The 17,460-nt window shown below is 65.0% G+C and carries 21 protein-coding genes; 17 read left to right on the forward strand and 4 right to left on the reverse strand.

The features are described 5' to 3' along the window. Positions 1-23 precede the first annotated feature (23 nt). From EJK91_RS16285 to EJK91_RS16290, 3 genes are all read left to right on the forward strand, one after another. Positions 24-233 carry a hypothetical protein gene (locus EJK91_RS16285; protein WP_125079447.1) on the forward strand — a complete coding sequence of 70 codons (210 nt, stop codon included), beginning with the start codon at positions 24-26 and terminating at the stop codon, positions 231-233. Between the two features lie 147 nt (positions 234-380). Next, complete coding sequence (locus EJK91_RS21830; protein WP_164517988.1) at positions 381-530, forward strand: hypothetical protein; 150 nt, start codon at positions 381-383, stop codon at positions 528-530. A 1,432-nt stretch (positions 531-1,962) separates the two neighbouring features. Then, complete coding sequence (locus tag EJK91_RS16290; protein ID WP_241178720.1) at positions 1,963-2,244, forward strand: DUF732 domain-containing protein; 282 nt, start codon at positions 1,963-1,965, stop codon at positions 2,242-2,244. A gap of 46 nt (positions 2,245-2,290) precedes the next feature. On the opposite strand, the gene EJK91_RS16295 is transcribed toward EJK91_RS16290, so the two are convergent. Then, the gene (locus EJK91_RS16295; protein ID WP_241178721.1) at positions 2,291-2,554 is read right to left on the reverse strand and encodes a helix-turn-helix domain-containing protein; all 264 of its coding nucleotides are present in this window, start codon (positions 2,552-2,554) and stop codon (positions 2,291-2,293) included. A gap of 368 nt (positions 2,555-2,922) precedes the next feature. Between EJK91_RS16295 and EJK91_RS22980 the strand changes: the two genes are divergently transcribed. Next, a complete protein-coding gene (locus tag EJK91_RS22980) occupies positions 2,923-7,392 on the forward strand; it encodes a PE family protein (RefSeq protein ID WP_164517989.1) in 4,470 nt (1,489 codons plus the stop codon). Between the two features lie 379 nt (positions 7,393-7,771). On the opposite strand, the gene EJK91_RS22530 is transcribed toward EJK91_RS22980, so the two are convergent. Beyond that, positions 7,772-7,927, reverse strand: coding sequence for a hypothetical protein (locus tag EJK91_RS22530; protein WP_241178722.1), 156 nt, complete (start codon positions 7,925-7,927; stop codon positions 7,772-7,774). Here EJK91_RS22530 and EJK91_RS23185 point away from each other — a divergent pair. The 7 genes from EJK91_RS23185 to EJK91_RS16340 all read left to right on the forward strand — a co-directional run bounded on the left by EJK91_RS23185 (position 7,883) and on the right by EJK91_RS16340 (position 12,081). Continuing rightward, on the forward strand, positions 7,883-8,092 hold the full coding sequence (locus EJK91_RS23185; protein ID WP_444850827.1) for a DUF732 domain-containing protein: 210 nt from the start codon (positions 7,883-7,885) through the stop codon (positions 8,090-8,092). The two genes, EJK91_RS22530 and EJK91_RS23185, sit on opposite strands and share 45 nt — an antisense overlap. Before the next feature lie 613 nt (positions 8,093-8,705). Then, on the forward strand, positions 8,706-8,975 hold the full coding sequence (locus tag EJK91_RS16320; RefSeq protein ID WP_125079451.1) for a DUF732 domain-containing protein: 270 nt from the start codon (positions 8,706-8,708) through the stop codon (positions 8,973-8,975). Between the two features lie 85 nt (positions 8,976-9,060). Continuing rightward, entirely contained in the window at positions 9,061-9,387 is a 327-nt protein-coding gene (locus EJK91_RS16325; RefSeq protein ID WP_164517990.1) for a DUF732 domain-containing protein, read from the forward strand. Positions 9,388-9,492: 105 nt separating this feature from the next. Continuing rightward, complete coding sequence (locus EJK91_RS16330; RefSeq protein ID WP_125079453.1) at positions 9,493-11,130, forward strand: serine/threonine-protein kinase; 1,638 nt, start codon at positions 9,493-9,495, stop codon at positions 11,128-11,130. 31 nt (positions 11,131-11,161) lie between these two features. After that, positions 11,162-11,578, forward strand: coding sequence for a hypothetical protein (locus EJK91_RS16335; RefSeq protein ID WP_125079454.1), 417 nt, complete (start codon positions 11,162-11,164; stop codon positions 11,576-11,578). Between the two features lie 12 nt (positions 11,579-11,590). Continuing rightward, entirely contained in the window at positions 11,591-11,731 is a 141-nt protein-coding gene (locus EJK91_RS21840; protein ID WP_164517991.1) for a hypothetical protein, read from the forward strand. After that, the gene (locus EJK91_RS16340; protein WP_125079455.1) at positions 11,728-12,081 is read left to right on the forward strand and encodes a hypothetical protein; all 354 of its coding nucleotides are present in this window, start codon (positions 11,728-11,730) and stop codon (positions 12,079-12,081) included. The genes EJK91_RS21840 and EJK91_RS16340 overlap by 4 nt, the downstream gene beginning before the upstream one ends. A gap of 369 nt (positions 12,082-12,450) precedes the next feature. On the opposite strand, the gene EJK91_RS16345 is transcribed toward EJK91_RS16340, so the two are convergent. Further along, positions 12,451-13,725, reverse strand: coding sequence for a helix-turn-helix domain-containing protein (locus EJK91_RS16345; RefSeq protein WP_125079456.1), 1,275 nt, complete (start codon positions 13,723-13,725; stop codon positions 12,451-12,453). 62 nt (positions 13,726-13,787) lie between these two features. Here EJK91_RS16345 and EJK91_RS16350 point away from each other — a divergent pair, with 62 nt between their 5' ends. From EJK91_RS16350 to EJK91_RS16365, 4 genes are all read left to right on the forward strand, one after another. Further along, positions 13,788-13,997, forward strand: a complete 210-nt coding sequence (locus tag EJK91_RS16350) for a hypothetical protein (protein ID WP_125079457.1) — start codon at positions 13,788-13,790, stop codon at positions 13,995-13,997. A 266-nt stretch (positions 13,998-14,263) separates the two neighbouring features. Further along, entirely contained in the window at positions 14,264-14,824 is a 561-nt protein-coding gene (locus tag EJK91_RS16355; protein ID WP_125079458.1) for a recombinase family protein, read from the forward strand. Then, positions 14,814-15,092, forward strand: a complete 279-nt coding sequence (locus EJK91_RS16360; protein WP_125079459.1) for a helix-turn-helix domain-containing protein — start codon at positions 14,814-14,816, stop codon at positions 15,090-15,092. Before EJK91_RS16355 ends, EJK91_RS16360 begins: the two co-directional genes overlap by 11 nt. After that, positions 15,089-15,724: a uracil-DNA glycosylase gene (locus EJK91_RS16365; RefSeq protein ID WP_206430432.1), complete on the forward strand. Its 636-nt coding sequence runs from the start codon at positions 15,089-15,091 to the stop codon at positions 15,722-15,724. Before EJK91_RS16360 ends, EJK91_RS16365 begins: the two co-directional genes overlap by 4 nt. A gap of 2 nt (positions 15,725-15,726) precedes the next feature. Here EJK91_RS16365 and EJK91_RS22165 read toward each other — a convergent pair whose 3' ends face one another. Beyond that, positions 15,727-16,155, reverse strand: coding sequence for a hypothetical protein (locus EJK91_RS22165; RefSeq protein ID WP_241178723.1), 429 nt, complete (start codon positions 16,153-16,155; stop codon positions 15,727-15,729). Between the two features lie 184 nt (positions 16,156-16,339). Between EJK91_RS22165 and EJK91_RS22535 the strand changes: the two genes are divergently transcribed. Continuing rightward, positions 16,340-16,906 carry a type I restriction-modification system subunit M N-terminal domain-containing protein gene (locus EJK91_RS22535; protein ID WP_241178724.1) on the forward strand — a complete coding sequence of 189 codons (567 nt, stop codon included), beginning with the start codon at positions 16,340-16,342 and terminating at the stop codon, positions 16,904-16,906. Then, positions 16,906-17,307, forward strand: coding sequence for an HsdM family class I SAM-dependent methyltransferase (locus EJK91_RS22540; protein ID WP_241178725.1), 402 nt, complete (start codon positions 16,906-16,908; stop codon positions 17,305-17,307). Before EJK91_RS22535 ends, EJK91_RS22540 begins: the two co-directional genes overlap by 1 nt. Positions 17,308-17,460 lie beyond the last annotated feature (153 nt).

Here is a 17,460-nt window from a genome sequence, read left to right on the forward strand (position 1 = left end):
GGCATGTTGGTAGCGGAGGCGTTGTGACGCGGTACAGAGAGACCAGTACTGGGAGACTTTGGCGCGGCCAGGAACTGTTCACGGCGCTGGCTTCGGAGATTGAGGCACTCGACGACGACGCTCTGCTCAAACGCGAATACGTCATGTACGGCGATGCCGCGATTCACGAGTACGTGATCGAGTGCTGCTTGGTGGGCATTTACGACGATCTCGATGGCGACGACGCCCTCTAGTGAAACGCGGCGCCTGCAAGTGGCCCGGGCTGATACCTTGCGCCTACGAAGCGTCGCAACCGTGTCGCCATTGCCATCACCGGATTGCTGGGGTCTGCTGTGCTACTTGCGTACCCTGCTGCCGCCATCACCCCCGAGGAGTGGGGCATGAGCGACGGTCTCGGTGTCGGCAAGCGGGTGACCGGGACGCCCTGCCTCGCTTCGGAAGCCCATCAGTGGGCCGACCCGACCGACGGGAGCAAATGGGCGCTCTGGTGCCCGCCCCCGAAGTTCGTCTGGGTACCGGTTGGGCCGTGACGATTTTTTGCCCCTTCCCAAGCATGATGCGCTTGATGAGTGCATCATCACCGGTCCGCAGCACCAAGCTGCGGGCCGTAGGGGTTCCGCCTGGGATTCACGTCCAAGCGGTCAGAACTGCGGCGCTGGCAGTCTGCTACTGGATGTTGGGGGAGCCAATAGAACCCATAAGTGGGTATCACCCGAAGATCAATGACATGACGCAATCCGCCCGAACCAACCTGTGCCCATGACAGCGAGGCGGCCGCAGCGACGGTCGAGTCACCCACCTGGCCCTGTTGCCGTCGCCATGAATGAGCGTGTCCATTGCCCGGTCGTGTCGCGGAGGAGTCGGAAACCGGCGGTGTATGTCTGGTTCACCCTTTAAGGTCGCCCCATGAAGAGGACGCTAGTTATGGGTGTATGGACCGCGGTATACCTATCCGGCATCACCGCACTACTAATAACCGCTCCTGCGAGCAGTGCGATGCCCTTGCGGTGCACGAACATGATCAACTACGCCGGAGATCCCCGCGGGAACGCCGAAATTAACAGCATCGGCTGGCAGACCGGCGAATGCCCAGCACCGACTACCGGAACAAGTCCAGGGATGCCCTTGCGGTGCACGAACATGATCAACTACGCCGGAGATCCTCGCGGGAACGCCGAGATCAACGGTATCGGCTGGCAGACAGGCGAGTGCCCGGAAGCTATCTCTTGAGCGCCGCTGCGATAGCTGGCGGCGGTTGGTGGGGCCTAGTCGGCGGAACCGCGCCAGATCAGCCAACACGCGACTTGCGGGGAACGTGGAAAGTACCTGCCTAAGCGCCTTTAGCAGGGCAATCAGCGTGCGCAGTTGCGCGACTAGAAAAGGATGAGAAAACACATGTTTCGACCTCTGCTGACTCTCGCGGTCACGTCGACTGCCGTCCTGCTGTCTTCGCCGCACTCGGCGATAGCACAGCCGGGCGGAGACGTTCCAGGAATGGAGTTCAACGTTGTGAAAGGCCAGCCATGTAGCGAACGATCAAAGTATGTGTACGGCCGGGATGCCGCTGGCGAGCTTCTCGCGTGCCATGGGTCAGCTGATCCGGTGTTCCGCTGGGACGGACCTCTAACCGGCCCTCTCATGGGAGTCCAGACAGTCGGTACCGCATGCGCTATGTGGGGCGCGGGCGGCATCTCCTATGCGCAGTCGCCCGATGGTTATCCGCTTTCATGCGCCTCGGGAGAATGGGGCCGGATCTAACCATCCGCCTCGGGATGCCGTTGAGTTAGGACAAGGGTAAAGCCCCCAGCTACACCACGCATCGCGGTTTGTGACCGAGCCAATCCGCCTAGCTGCATATTGCAGCTGACAGAACGGAATCGAATGAGAACTACGAAGTTCGCTGCCGCCTTGGCAGGAGGTCTAGCAGCGGGAGCCATTCTGGTTAGCCAGGCCACTCCCGCGTTGGCCGACAGTGCCGATTCGCAGTTCCTAAATGGGCTGTCGTACCTGCGGGATACCGGATTCGACGTCAAGGACTACAGCCGAAGCGAGCTGATCGCCACCGGTCATCTAGTCTGCAACTTGTTCGACCAGGGCAAGGACTCATCCACCGTCACCGGAGCCGTAGTCGGGAAGCTGAACATGTGGGATGTTCGTAACCCCAGCTACAACGCGACCTGGATCGTCAAGGGCGCGACTTCTTCATACTGTCCAGCGCACAACGCCAAGACCGGACCAATCTAGGCCGGACCGAGGATGCTGGCCGGTGTCCGCGTCCACACGATCAGGGCTATGGCACGGGCAGTCTGCTGACGAGTTCACCAGCGTCGATGTTCAGCCCGGCGGCGATCTTAATGATCGTTTCTAGGCGCAGGCTGCGCTGGCCCCGTTCCACTTTTCCCAGCTGCGTCCAGTGGATACCGCAGAGGAGCGCGGCGGCCTCCTGACTGAGGCCGAGCGCCGTGCGGCGATCGCGGACCCGTTCCCCGAAAACGCGGGTGGTCTCGTTGAGGGCTGGCTTGGGCTGGTCGTCGTGCACGGTGTCCAACGACATACGGCCCAGGCGAAATCGGCCAGAGTGCAACGTACACAGGTCTATTGCACCCATGCGTAATAGGACTGTATGGTCAGCGAGCCCGTTCGCGATCGGCCATGTGAACTTGCGTCCAGAAAACAGGTCAAACTAGCCGATTATGAAAACATCAGATAGTTTTAATGAAACTGTGAGCTTAGGGCGGGAGTCACTTCGATTCCACGTCCTTTTCGCACGTCAGTGGCCCTAGGTTGACTCCCCCCAAGTTAAGGAGCATGTGCATGACCGGTCGCCGTAATGTCGAGCAAGGTCGTTCGTCACTTCGGAATCGGGTCCCGAGTCGTGCTCTTGGAGCTGGAAGCGCAGTTAGTGCCTTCCTGGCGTTCGGTATGACGCCGCTGACCGCCGCGCCGTCCGCGCAGGCCGAAGTCGACGACGTGATCATCGATACGGTGGCCTCGCTGTTCGAATCATCTACCTGGGCTGACTCCGACGCTCTCGACGCGGCGTGGAGCGCCTTGATCGTGCAGGACAATTGGGACGCCCTGCTCCTGAACTTGAACAACCCTGACTTCGGGGCAGTTCTGTTTAACGAGTTCTTCTACACGCCGCTGCACACTTCCATCGACACCTGGATCAACAGCGCTGACGGCCAAATGCTCGCCAACTTCGTCAACTCTGTATCGGGGCAGTATCTGATCGGCGACGGCGCTGACGGAACAGCCGGTGACCCCAACGGTGGGAACGCCGGGTTGCTGTTCGGGGACGGCGGCAGCGGATACGGCTACAGCGGCAGCGGTGGCAACGCCGGATGGTTCTTCGGCAACGGCGGCAACGCTGGAAGTGCCGTCGCAGGCGGCGGTGACGCGCCGGTCACCACTTTCACGGCCGACGGTTCCGGCCCGATCAATGGCACTCCCGGCGTCGGTGGCAACGCCGCGTTCCTTTTCGGCAACGGCGGCAACGGCACCAACGGCGGCGACGGCCAGTTCGGCGGTAGCGGCGGGGCTGGCGGCGCTGGTGGGGCTGGCGGCTTCTTCTTCGGTAACGGCGGCAACGGTGGTAACGGCGGGGCAGGTGGTGACGGCACTGCGCTGCATCTCGACGGTGGCACCGGTGGTGCCGGTGGCATCGGCGGTAGCGGTGGTCTCTTGTTCAGTAGCGGGGGCACCGGTGGTGCCGGAGGCAGGGGCGGTGCCGGTTTCATCGGCGGTACGGGTGCCACAGGCGCGGACGGTGGTGTCGGCGGCAACGGCGGCAGTGGCGGTGTCGGCGGGGCCGGTGGCCAAGGCGGGATGCTGTTCGGCGGTGGCGGCTCAGGTGGCAGCGGTGGGGCTGGTGGAGTCGCTGGCAGCGGTGGTACTGGCGGTAACGGGGCGGTCGGCACCTTCGCCGGTAACGCGAGTGGGGCTGGTGGTAGTGCTGGCGACGGTGGTACCGGCGGCGTCGGGGGTGTCGGAGGGGCCGGTGGGAACGCCGGTCATGGCGGCCTATTCGGAAGCTCGGGCAGCAACGGCAATGGCGGCGTGGGCGGGAGCGGCGGTAATGCCGGAGTCGGTGGCACCGGCGGCTCAGGTGCCGCTGGCACAGGGGGGCACCTTGATGGCGGTAACGGCGGACGCGGCGGCGACGCTGGTGCAGCAGGTAGCGGTGGGCGTGGCGGTGCAGCGGGTACTGGCGGCAACGGCGGAATAAGCGGAACGGCCGGATCTGCTGGCCACGCAGTAACCAGTGGCGGTAACGGCGGTAGCGGCGGTGACGGTCTCAGCGCCACAATGCCGGGCACCTCCGGTGGTAGCGGTGGTGTCGGGGGTGACGGTGGAAACTTCGGCAACGGTGGTGCCGGTGGTAGCGGCGGTAATGGCGCGGCGGGGGCTAGCGGCCTGAACGGCCAGAATTCAGGTAACTCCGGCACCAACGGAACGGACGGTGGTTCCGGTGGCCGAGGTGGCGCTGGCGGGCAGGGCGGTTCACAAGCCGGAAACGGTGGCACCGGCGGCGCAGGCGGAGCCGGAGGAATCGGTGGCGGCGCAGGTGCCGGAGCGGCTGGTGCTCAGGGCGTGGTCGGTGTCAATAACGGAGCCGGTCAGGCGGGCGGCAACGCAGGTAGCGCTGGCGATGGCGGGGACGGTGGCCTAGGCGGCGCAGGTGGGGCAGCAGCCCATGGCACCGCCGGTGCTCATGGCGTCGGTGGCGCGGGCGGCAAGGGCGGTGCAGGGGCGACCGGAGGCAACGGCGGTAACGGCGCAGTGGGCGACGCATCCCACCCTGATGGCGGCGTGGGTGGTCGTGGCGGTGATTCCAGTAGCGGCGGCGTCGGTGGCAGCGGTGCAGGCAATGGCGCGACCCGTGGCACGGACGGCCAGGGAGGCTACAGCCCGGCTAGCGGCGGCAACGGAGGCCGAGGAGGCGACGGCTTTAGCGCGACGACGGCAGGCTCTTCCGGCGGCAACGGAGGCCGAGGAGGCGACGGCGGAAACATCGGCAACGGCGGCGCGGGTGGTACGGGCGGTAACGGCGCCGCAGGCACTGGCGGCACCTCCGGAGTCAGTTGGGGAGCCTCGGGAGCGGATGGCTCAGCAGGCGGCTCGGGAGGCCACGGAGGCGTAGGCGGCGCAGGCGGGTCACATGCAGGAAACGGTGGGGCTGGCGGAGCCGGAGGTCAGGGTGGCGTTGGCGGCAACGGCGGTCACGGTAGCGGCGGCTCGGTAGGCGCGGGCGGTCAGCTCAACACCGGCAACAACGGCATCGACGGCGGAAACGGCGGGGACGGCGGAAGCGGCGGCAAAGGCGGCACAGGTGGCAACGGCGGCGCTGGTGGCAGCGCCGCCGCAGGTCAGTCAGGCGCTGCTGGCGTTGGCGGACGTGGCGGCAACGGAGGTAACGCTGGAAATGCTGGAAACGGTGGAAACGGCGGAAGCGGCGCGGGCGGTGGCAGCGGTGTCGCCGCTGGTTCCGGCGGCAACGGCGGCAACGGTGGTGACCGTGGCAATGCTGGTGCAGGTGGGCTCGGCGGATGGGATGCCAGTCACGCCGCTCAGGCCACTGGTGGCGTAAACGGCTTTGCAGGCACGGGCGGTGACGGCGGTTCTGGAGGAACGGGCGGCACCGGCCAGGGCGTGGTTAACGGGTCACCCCAAGCAGGCGGAAACGGCGGAAACGGCGGTAACGCCGGGCAACTCGGCAACGGCGGCGTCGGCGGCAACGGCGGCGCAGGATCAAAAGGCAGCTCAGGAATCACCGACGGTTCGGGTGATGGCACCGACGGTATCGCTGGCGGCACAGGCGGCACTGGTGGGCATGGCGGTGCAGGCGGAACCGTCTCAGGCAACGGTGGCAACGGCGGCCGAGGTGGCGATGGTGGAGGCGGCGGAGCAGGTGGGCACGCAGCCAACGGGACTACTGGTACGGATGCCACATCCGGAAGCGGGGCGAAAGGCGGTGACGGCGGTAACGCCGAAGGCATCGGTGGTGATGGTGGCAACGGCGGCACAGGCGGCAACGGCGGCACAGGTGGCACCGCCACCGCAGGGCAGGCAGGTATTGCTGGCGTTGGTGGACGCGGGGGCAACGGAGGTAACGCTGGAAACGCTGGAAACGGCGGAAACGGCGGAAACGGCGCTGGCGGTGGCAGCGGTGTCGCCGCCGGTTCCGGCGGCAACGGTGGCAATAGCACCAGCATCGGCGGGGCTTCCGGCTATGGCGGATCTGGCGGATTGAGTGGTGATGGCGCTGTACGGGCAGGCGCTGGCACGAACGGTGACGCCGCGCAGGGCGGCAACGGAGGCAACGGCGGGCGTGGCGGCAACGGCGACGGCGTCATCAATGGCGTTCCGCAAAACGGCGGGAACGGAGGCGGGGGCGGTACGGCGCTGACCGGAAACGGCGGAAACGGCGGAAACGGAGGCGTCACCACGTACGCCCCAGTTCCAGGTATGGACAGCAGAAACGGCGGCAACGGCGGAAATGGCGGAAACGGCGGCGCCAGCGTCCTAGGTTCCGGCGGGCGGGGCGGCAACGGCGGAGACGGCACCGTAGCGAACTACTACGGTCGCCCCGGCGACAGCGGTGTCGGCGGAAACGGTGGAAACGGCGGAAACGGCGGCACGAGCGAAAACGGCATCGGCGGCAACGGCGGAAACGCGGGCAAGGGCGGGACGGCTAACTACTACCTCGGCTCACCTCCCGCATTCTCGGGGGGCAACGGCGGCACAGGCGGTGCCGGAGGAAACGGCGGACTGGCAGGCGGCAACGGCGGGTCCGGAGGCGATTCCGGAGGCACAAACCTCTCCGGGGGCAGTGGGACTGCCGGGATAGGGGGCAACGGCGGCAACGGCGGCGAAAACGGCGGCAACGGCGGATCCGGCGGCAACGGTGCCAATAGTTTCAATGGAACCGGCGGCAACGGCGCTACCGGCGGGAATGGCGGCACCGGCAGCGTCAACGGGGGCAACGGCGGCGACGGAGGCAAGGCAGGCAACGGTGCCACGGGGGGCCGTGGCGGCAGTGGCGGCGTAGGCGGCTACGGAGGCAACACGGGCGGCAACGGAGGCCGCGGTGGGCTGGGCGGAAACTCCGCTGGCTCCGGCCCCGGCACCCACATGAATGGTGGCGACGGCGGAAAGGGAGGCAACGCGGGCGATGGCGGCGTAACTGGAGGAAACGGCGGCAATGGAGGTACCGGTGGTTTCGGTACTGGCTGGGGCACCCCGGTCAGCGGCGTAGGCGGCAAAGGCGGCGACGGCGGCAACGGCGGCTTTGGCGGCAATGTACGCGGAGGTTTCGGCACTCCGGGAATTAGCGGCAGCCCTACAGATGGTGGTCGCGGAGGCTACGGCGGTATCGGCGGGACGCCGTAGCGCTCCGAGCAGTTGCGGTCATACCCAGGCTGGCTGGGATCCCGCGGCAGCCTGACGGCGACGCTGGCCAACCGTCTGGCTCGCCTTCTGCTCACAGGGCCAATCGGGGCAACACGGCCCACCCTGACCGGGCCCTGCCTGGGTTCGCCCGTGACGGTGGCGCGGGAGGTCTTAGCGGCACCCACAACCAAAGGCGTAGACGGCACCCGCGGCCGCTCAATAGCAGAAGATCAGCCCACCTTCGGAGGACGAGATGAAGATAGTCAGGCGTGGAGCAGCGGTACTAGGGCAAATGATCGGGCCTACACCGGCCTGCGCACCGCCCACCATGTGCACTGGCTCCTATCGTCGAAATCGATTCGCAGCCGGAGTCTGCGCTCTACTCGCGGTAGGCGGTCTCGGCGTCGCGGGGGCCACGCCCGCAAACGCCGAACCGTTCGCCAGCGGCCCTGGCGAACGGCAGTACCTCGCTGAAGTCGACCAGTACCTGCTGCGTCCCAGGCCGACGGACGACGTTGTGCTCAGGGTCGGACACCAGGCATGTCAGGTTCGCCGGAGTGGAGGGTCGTCCGACGACGCCAAAGGGGTCATCTGGAACACCCTCGAAGGCGGCAGCTCTCGACGCTTCGGGGGCGCTGAAGTCGGCTCCATCGTCCACGTCGCCGTCGACAACCTCTGCCCGGAGGTGGGCTACCCATGACGGCCACACCAACGCGTCGCCTGTACCTGGTTGCGCTGACAAGGCTTGCTGTGTCGTGCGCTGCCATCGCCGCAGCCGCCACGGCACCAGCACCAAGCGCGTCGGCCACGCCGTGTGACGAGCCGAGCTGCGTACCGAATGTCCGCAGCGGAGCAATCAACGGGGCGTCCTGCGCGCCGCGTCGTCACTTCCCGTTCGGCCTGGGCAGATTCGGGGAGGCTTACCTCTGCCTGGCCAGCGTCCATGACCAGGCCGACGGGCACTGGAGGCCCATGCCGCCGCTGATTGGAGTCCGGGACCCGGGAACATACTGCGGCCGAAGTCAGGGGATAGCGCAGTCTCCTGAGGGCCTGCCACTGCTGTGCGACAACGTCTGGATCCCATACACCGACCACCTGCCGGTCTGATGCGGCATCGTCGGTTTCTCCACCCGCATCGAAAGGACACCTGAACTGCGATGATTCGATCGGGTCGCCTTGGGGTGACGATCTGCTCGGCCCTGGCCTCAGGCTTGTTCGGCGTTGGAATCTGCCCAGCAGACCCCGGACCCATGGATCCCGGTTACTGCGGTGCACGCCAAGATCCACTCGACTGCGTGCCGTACGACGGCCCGATGCCACCGCCACCGAATCGCGGCGAGGCCATCTTCCTCAACAACGTCCGCGGGCAGTACCCCGGTGATGACGCAACACTGCTGAGGATCGGGCGCGGAACCTGCAACATGCTTCACGGCAGCGTGACCACCAGCTACACCGTCCGGGATATCGCCGGACACCTGCGGACTACAGAAGCACACGCGGGCCAGCTGCTGATCACCGCGATGGAGTACATCTGCCCGGGACTGACCGTCGGCACCGACGGAGTGGCCAGGCCCAGCCGGTAAAGACCAGGCGATTCATCCGCTCCCGAGATAGGACCGCATGAAGTCAGGAAGGGATCAAATGACCCAAATCAAGGTGACCCGTTGGGTGCCAATCGTTCTAGCGTTCGCCGTTCTCTCTGTGCTCGCGCTACCGGTCGTAGGTACCGCACACGCCGACACCAACAGCTTCCTTCGCGAGGCGCACGCCAAGGCCGAGACCCCGATCACTGATGCCCAAGCGCTGCAGCTGGGAAAGGTGGCGTGCGGAAAGTTGCGCAAGGGGGCGGACGGCCAGACAATTCCCGCGTCACGGGCCGACTCGGACAAGGCTGTCGGCTCGGAAGCTCGCCGGTTGGGGATCAGCGGCGGCGAAGGCCTAGACCGCGCAACCATCATGTGGCTGACCGAGGCTGCGGAGCATGAGCTCTGCTGACCAGTCACCCTGACACCTCACGGCACATGAAGCCAGAAGCGCAGCAAGTCTGTCGCGCCTCGGCCCTAACCTCCCGATGAACCGCACCACCTAGAAGAGGACGCTATGGAAGGCACGCCGTTCGGACGCTACCGGTTGGTCGAGGTACTCGGCCGCGGCGGCATGGGAGAAGTCTGGCGGGCCTTCGACACCGGCACAGAGCGGATCGTGGCCGTCAAGGTGCTGCCCGCGCACGTGGCCGGTGACGACGCGTTCCAGCAGCGTTTCCTGCGGGAGGCCAAGGCGGCGGCCAGCCTCAACGAACCGCACGTGGTGCCGATCTACGACTTCGGCCAGATCGATGGCCGCTTGTTCCTCGCCATGCGCCTCGTCGACGGCCACGACCTCCAGGACTTAATCGCCCACGGGCCACTGACCCCTGACCGGGCGGTAGCGATCATCGAGCAGATAGCGTCGGCCCTGGACGCCGCGCACCGCATCGGGCTGATCCATCGCGACGTGAAGCCCTCCAACATCCTCGTCGCCGAAGACGACTTCGCCTACCTAATTGACTTCGGGATCGCCCGCGTCGCAGGGGAGACGGGCCTGACGAGCACCGGCTTGACGTTGGGGACCTGGCCGTACATGGCCCCGGAGCGGTTCCGTACCGGCACCGTCGACGCACGTGCCGATGTCTACGCGCTGACCTGCGTGCTGCACCAGGCGTTGACCGGGCAGCAGCCGTTTCCCGGAGACAGCCTTGAGCAGATCGCGACGGGCCACATGTTCGACCCACCTCCTCGACCGTCGGCTATCCGGGCCAGCGTTCCTGCAGAGCTGGATTACGTCATCGCCACCGGCATGGCCAAAGACCCCGACGAGCGCTGCGCCACACCGAAAGTCCTCGCGCTCGCGGCACGAGCGGCGTTGTCGGAACCGACACGGTGGGCCAACGTGGCGACCAGAGGCGTCACCCCTTCAAAATTGGCAGACAGTTATTCCGCTGCCGCGCCAACTGAGGCAGCTCCGACCCTTAGTGCAGCGTTCGCGCCCACACAACACGCTCCAGTCGAAACGCCTCGCGACCGGATTCTCGCGTCCAAACCCACACGTTCATTCCACCCATCAGAGCCGCCGCGGCTGAACCGTCGTACGGTGTTTTTCGCTGGCGGCTCTGTTCTCCTTCTTCTGATTGCTGTTATAGGCATCGGCATCCTCACGTCAACCAACGACGACTCACGAGTTATATATCCCCGGTCAAAATCCCCGATCAGTACATCGACCGCGTCAGCCTTGCCGCCGACCTCTCGTACGTTCGCCACCACCGCTATTCCAGCGCCTGACCAGTCATGGGAACTTCCAGCGAAGGACATCGTGCAGCGCTTCGCGGGACTATTGCCCCCGACTCCGGATGGCACGGCCTACAACGGTGTCGTGGGGTGCCAATACAGGCCCAACTCGCCAGGTGGCGAGCAGATTGCCTGCGGTTCATCGGACGAACGGTTGTTCGTTTCGTGTAACAAGTCGCGCGCTACCCGCCACCCCGATCCGCTCAACCCTCAGTACTCGAGCGATATCCATATCGAGACATGGAGTCGAGGAGCCAGTTCAGGACGGGTCCGCTGGTTTACCCAGTACGGGAAAAGCGGATGGGTTCAGGTTTGGTTCGATGACGCGGATCGCAATTTCTGCGAAATCTCTTCTATCGGCGGGCATTCAGGCCTAGGCCATTACGAGGCATGGTTCCCCAATGCCCCAATTTAGCAATCAGAGCAGTCATGTAAGGAGCATGCGCATGACCGATCACCATAGTGCCGAACAACGTCGTTCGTCGCGTCGGTGCAGGATTCAGTGGCACGCCCTCGGGGCGGTCGCCGTATTGAGCGCATTCCTGGCGTTTGGGGCAACACCTCTGACCACCGTGTCCACGGCGCGCGCCGACGACGGGCCTCACTGGGGACAGAACGAAAAATACGAGCGCGCGAGCATTCCAATCGTCAATAGCTTTGAGCAGCGGGTGCACGTCTGCGGCAGCCTCGACTACTACGGGGTCCGGAGCGATGTGCTCAAGGGGATCCATAGCGAGCTGGTCTCATGGGGACGATCCCCCTCGCAGGCGAAGGCCATCATGGATGCTGCGTTGGTGGAGATGTGCCCTGAATATCTCGACGAATACACCGCCCTGTCGCGCACACCCGTGTTGGGGCGCTGAGGGCGTTGAGCGATGCCGTTCATCGTCGGTCATGGCTGCCCCGGTGAGCAAGAGTTCGCCGACAAGCTGACCCACCGCGACGTCGTCGACTTTGTCTCCCTCATCGCGACTAAACGAGTTCACGCCAACCCACCCGAAAGGCGCATGTCATGACCTGCATCAGCACGGCGCTCAGGGCCGCCACGCTATTGATCTCCTTCACCGCGATCGCACTGGGCGGACCTCCCACTGCGCAGGCCAACCCTCCGGGATGGCAGGACAAGTACGTGCATCCGGCGAAGCCGGTTACCACCCCCGAACGGCAGATGGCCTTCGTCTGCGCCAACTTCGACTACTACGGGACGAGGCGCGACGTGGTCAAGGGGATGTCCGAGGACCTACTTTCGTGGGGACTGACCGACGAGGAAGCCGGACGGATCGTCGCCACAGCCGCGGCGGTGAAATGCCCCGAGCACATGCGCGGTTTGCAAGGTGTGGTCGGCACGCCGCGATCGAGGCGATGAATCAAGTCGGTACCACCGGGGGTGCCGGTCGCGAGCATCGCTGTAGGCGGCGCGTCGCTGACCAGCGTACCCATCGCCGCGCTCCGGCCGCGTTTTGATCCTTCAAGTTCCGAGACGGCCCTCGGCAGGCGTGGCCGCTGGCCTGTGTCCCCAGGTGGGGAGGCCTGAAAGTCGTTCTTGTATCGGAATCGCTCACAGCCAACCTTGTCACCCGGATAGACCGAGGGCCCAGCGCCCGCAAAACGGCCCCGACCGGGCGGTGGCGATACCGCGTTCAGCCGCTGGACTTGATGCCCGCCCGCAGGGCCCAGGCGAGCTGGGGTGGATGGGGTGAACCGGGGCGAGTGTGGGGAGTCCACGTGCCATTGGTTAGACCAGTGACTCGACGGTTGATTGGGCTTGGGTGAGGATTTCGTCGGTGAGTCTGATCAGTTGCTCGCGCTCGTGGCTTCGGGTTGTCATGAGGCTCTGCACGTCGATAGTGGCGACTGTCAGTTGGCTGGTGGTGATGTCGATGAAGTACTGGTAGTACTGCTTTTGTTCGGCAGACATCGATTCCCAGGCTCGGGGCGGTAATTCGAGGCGATGCTCCCAGCGCTTGAGCGCGTGAGCTGCGTGTGTCGCGATGTAGTCGAGGGTCTTGGTTGCGCGCGGAAGAAAGTCGGTTAAAGCGTCGAACCCGCGCTTGGTTGCAGCCAGCTCAGCGTCGGCCTCATCGAGTTTCTGGACGAGTTCTTGTTGCTGCTTGCGGTTACGCCGGACCATCCAGGCCAGGCCACCAGCTGCGAGTAGCAGTGCGGGGGCTGCGACGATTCCGGTCAGCAGCAGTGTGCCCCCTGCTACTCCAGCGCCGCCAGCGGCGACGGTGCCACCGCCGAGCAGCGCAAGGGCGGCGTTCGTTGCTGCGACTCCGTTGAGGCCAGCTATCGCAGCGCCGGTTGACGCGGTGCCGAATGAAGCGGCGGCCATGAATGTTCCGTAGGCTGCTGCACCGCCTACGGCGGCTCCGCCTGCAGCTGCCCCGGCGGTTCCTGCGAGTACTTGGCCGATCCCGTAGGAGGTCCACTGGAACTGTCGGGCCGCCTCCGCTTCGACGTCATCGGAATCGTTGCTGTCTTCGAGGGCAGTGGGGTCCGGTTGCGGTGCCCCGTTGATCTCGGCTGCTGCCGCGATGAACTTCATGAAGTACTCATCGCGAGCACGGTCGTGGGCGGAATTGAACTCACCGGCTAGCGCAGTGACCAGGGACGTGCGGCGGTCGACTTCCTCCTGGATTCGCTTGATGCGCTCCTTGGGGCGCTCATCGGCGGCCTCGCCAGGACCAGAGACTGGTCTGCTGTGGCCTCCGCCAAGTTTGGCGGTGCGCTTGACAGCTTCATCCTCGAGTTGGTTCGGCGTGAGACCCAGTGCAGCGGCGATCCCGGCGAAGCGTTCCGGCCCGGGTCGGGTTAGCCCAGCTTCGATCCGAGAGATCGAAACAGCTGCACCTGCTCCGTACCCAGCCTGTCTGCCGAGGTCATCTTGTGTCGTCGGGGGCGCCTTGGCTTCGCGCTGCTCTCGGATGACGCTGCCCAAAGCTTCCAGCGAGAAATCCATACGCGCACTATAGCTCATTGGCAGCAATTTAGCGTTGACTATGTTCAATTTAGTCACTATGTTGCTGATTGGCCGAGAAGGTCGGCTCTCTTCCATCGAAAGGTTGGATCATGGCCCGTATCAACACGCTATCCCTGGCCGTTCAGGTCGTCGGCGTCGCCGAGGGCATCGCTCGCGCGAACTACGTTCGGCAGGACCCCGCCGTGGCGAAGGCCGCAAAATTGGCCATGGCCGACATCGCCCAAGCTGGACGTTCCGTGGGCAACTTGGCCAACGAGATTCAGTCATCCTGGAAGCGTCACGTCGGACACGCGCAGTAACACGTGGCGGCGGGATCGCTTTCTCACGGACGTACCGAGGGTGGATAGCCCCACTTTCTAAAGCTCCAGGTAAGGGCGTCACGCACACGCCCCGCCTCAGCTTCGGCTGAAGTCTCGAAAACGATGGGTTGATGCGACTGCGGCAGCAGGCCGACCACGGGCTGCGCGTCCAGGCCTAACGCACGTCCCAAATGTCTTGAAACCCTGTCGCATAATGTGTATTCTCAAAACCTGGCAATCAACGGGAATATGCGACGGGAGCGTCAGTGGCCACCATCGGGTACGCACGGGTCTCGACAACCGATCAGGACCCTCAGCTTCAACTCGACGCGCTCCAGGACGCCGGAGCTGCTCGGATCTTCACCGATCACGGCGTAAGCGGTTCGATCGCACAGCGACCGGAGCTCGATGCCTGCCTGGATCACCTCCGCAAAGGCGATGTCCTGACGGTGTGGAAGCTCGACCGGCTCGGACGCAACACTCAGCATGTGCTGGCCGTCGTCGATCAGCTCACTTCGCGGGGGATAGGGTTCCGCAGCCTCACTGAGGGTCTGCACACCGACGGGCCGATGGGCAAGGCCATGCTGACCATCATGGCCGCCTTCGCGCAACTGGAGCGTGACACCATGATCGAGCGGACCCGCGCAGGTCTAGCTGCCGCCGCAGCCAACGGGCGCAAGGGGGGTCGACCCCGCAAGGTCGATGACGCCGACGCCGCCAAAGCGCGCGACCACCGGGAGAAGGGCATCTCGGCCACGGACATCGCCAAGATGCTGGGCGTCTCTCGCGCAACGGTCTACCGGTACCTCGCCGAAGATGCTGCCTAACCGCCCGTCGGTCCCAGCTATCCCCGAAGCAGGACTACTCGAACTTGCGGGTTTGGGACTGAGCCGCGAACGCCGAGTCGCAGCCAAGGCGGCCCGCAAGGCCTGCAACTTGCCGATCGGGAGGACCCGGGCGCTGTCCCCCGACCAGATCGCGCTGGCCGAGCGAATGCGGGCTGCAGGCGAGCCGGTAGCGGAAATCGCCAAGACCCTCGACGTCAGCCGCCCGACGATGTACCGGCTGCTGGGCATCAGGGGGCCGTCCGCATGACCAGACTCGACCCCGCGCTTCAGCATGCCACGCGGGTCAAGAAGCAACTCGACGCGGAGATCAAGGCATGTGACTTGTGCCCAGGACTGAACATCACCGGCGTTACCGAGTCCGCACCGGGCTACGGCAGCCTGACCTCCCCGGTGGCGCTGGTCGGCCAAAGCCTCTGCGAGCAGTGCATGGCCGTCCAAGAACCATTCTTCGAGAAGTCCGGGAACGTGTTGCAGGCCGCCATAGACCGGGCCCAGGTCGACAAATCCGATCTGTTCATCACCAACGCCGTGCACTGTCACCCACCCAAGAACCGTCCGTCGCGGCCCTACGAGATCGAGAACTGCCGCAGTTTTCTGCGTCGCGAGTTGGAGCTGGTTCAGCCCCGGCTAGTAATCGCGCTGGGCAACGACGCCCGCGATTCGGCGGTGGCCATCTACCCAAATGCCCCGACGGTGTGGTGGGAGGATGACGACTTGCCCACCCGCAGGCCACGCCGAGGGTCGCCGGTCGTGTGGTGCACACACCACCCGGGCTCGTTGTGGCGCAACCGCACTGCCGACCAGCGGCGGGAAGTCACCGAGGCCTGGACGGAGGCGCTGGCGCAGACGATTACGTGGGGGTTCGGCGCTGGACGTTAGTCCTAGCCGCTGAGCAGATTGCCACCAGCAGAACCCAGCGCACCGATCGCCACCTTGGCAGCGAACGACCCGAGGTTGCCCGCGAGCTGCTTGAACTTGGTCCGCTCCTCGACGCCACGGTCATCGTCATCACCAGCCGTGTCCAGGGCGGTAATGAGCCGTTCGAGGAGTTGATCCGGTGATGGCCAGGCACCGGCGACTTGAAGCGCATGCCTGGTCGGTGGCCCGACCATGACGATCATCCCGCCGAACGCCGCATTGACCTTCTCGAAAAATGACGGCTCGGTGTTGAGTCGTCGCAGTGCAGGCTGGACGGCATCCGATTCGAGTCCCGTCGCCGCCTCGATCGCAGACGCCTTCGTGAGGTAGGTGCCCGTCTCCTCGTAGATGTCGACGACAGCCTGCAGCACCGGCAGGTCGCGGCGATCCAAGTTTCCTGGGTCATGGCGATCAGTATGTCCGAGCAGCCCGACATACTGCGGCCACCGCAGCTCGGCGCTGCGGGAAGCGGGGACGCCACGGCAGGGGCGCTGGCTAGAACATGCGACCTCGCCCCGGACGTTCGGGGTAGCTTCGCTCTGACTGGAATTCGACTGTAGGGAGCGGATCAAGGACATGGCGCAGACCAACGCGCAGGCCCAGAACCATGCCAACCTGATCTGGAAGATCGCCGACCTGCTGCGGGGTCCGTACCAGCCCAATCAGTTCGGCGACGTCATCTTGCCGTTCACGATCCTGCGCCGCCTGGACTGCATCCTGGAGCCGACCAAGGACCAGGTGCTCGCCGAGTACAAGAAGATCAGCTCGACCAAGGTCGACCCCGACGTGCTGCTGAAGAACAAGTTCAAGCTGCCGTTCTACAACACCTCCCGGTGGAGTTTCGCCTCCCTGATCAGCGACCCCGAGGGTGTGGCCGACAACCTCATCGACTACATCGAGCACTTCTCCCCGAACGTGCGCGACGTCTTCGAGGGCTTCGGCATGCTCGATGAGATCGCCAACCTGGCCAAAACGGATCGGCTGTATCTGATCGTCAAGGAGTTCGCTGCTGTCGACCTGCACCCCGACGTCGTCACCCAGCACGACATGGGCTACGTCTTCGAAGAGCTGATCCGAAAGTTCGCCGACTCCAACGCCACCCAGGCTGGCGATCACTTCACCCCCGCGAAGTCATCGCGCTGATGGTCGACATCCTGTTCCTGACCGAGGACGACGCGCTCACCAAGCCGGGCACGGTGCGCACCATCTATGACCCCGCCGCCGGGACTGGCGGCATGCTCTCGGTCGCCTACGACCACCTGGTCGCCATGAATCCCAAGGCTCGCCCGGTGCTCTACGGCCAGGACGTCAATCCACGCTCGTACGCCCTGTGTAAGTCGGACATGATCGTCAAGGGCCAAGACGTCGACAACATCTACCTCGGCGACACCCTCACCGACGACGGCTTCCGCACCCGCCACTTCGACTTCCTGCTGTCCAACCCGCCGTTCCGTAAAATGTCGTTGTGTTGTGGCAGGTTCTGTTGCTGTGGAAGAACACGACGACGGCCCTCGCTGGAGACGGTGTTGGGCGCGGCAGCCTAATCCGCCGTAGCCGTCGGGGGTCGGAGTGTTCTTGCGGATTTTCCGGATCGTGCAGAGCGCGAGGCAGCCCCGGGACTTCCTCCGGATGGCCGTTTCTCCTGGTGGCCGACCGGACAGTGACGTCCTGGATCCCCTTTTGCCAACGGCGCTCCA

The sequence above is a fragment of the Mycobacterium sp. P7213 genome (assembly GCF_900604305.1).
Taxonomy (GTDB): Bacteria; Actinomycetota; Actinomycetes; order Mycobacteriales; family Mycobacteriaceae; genus Mycobacterium.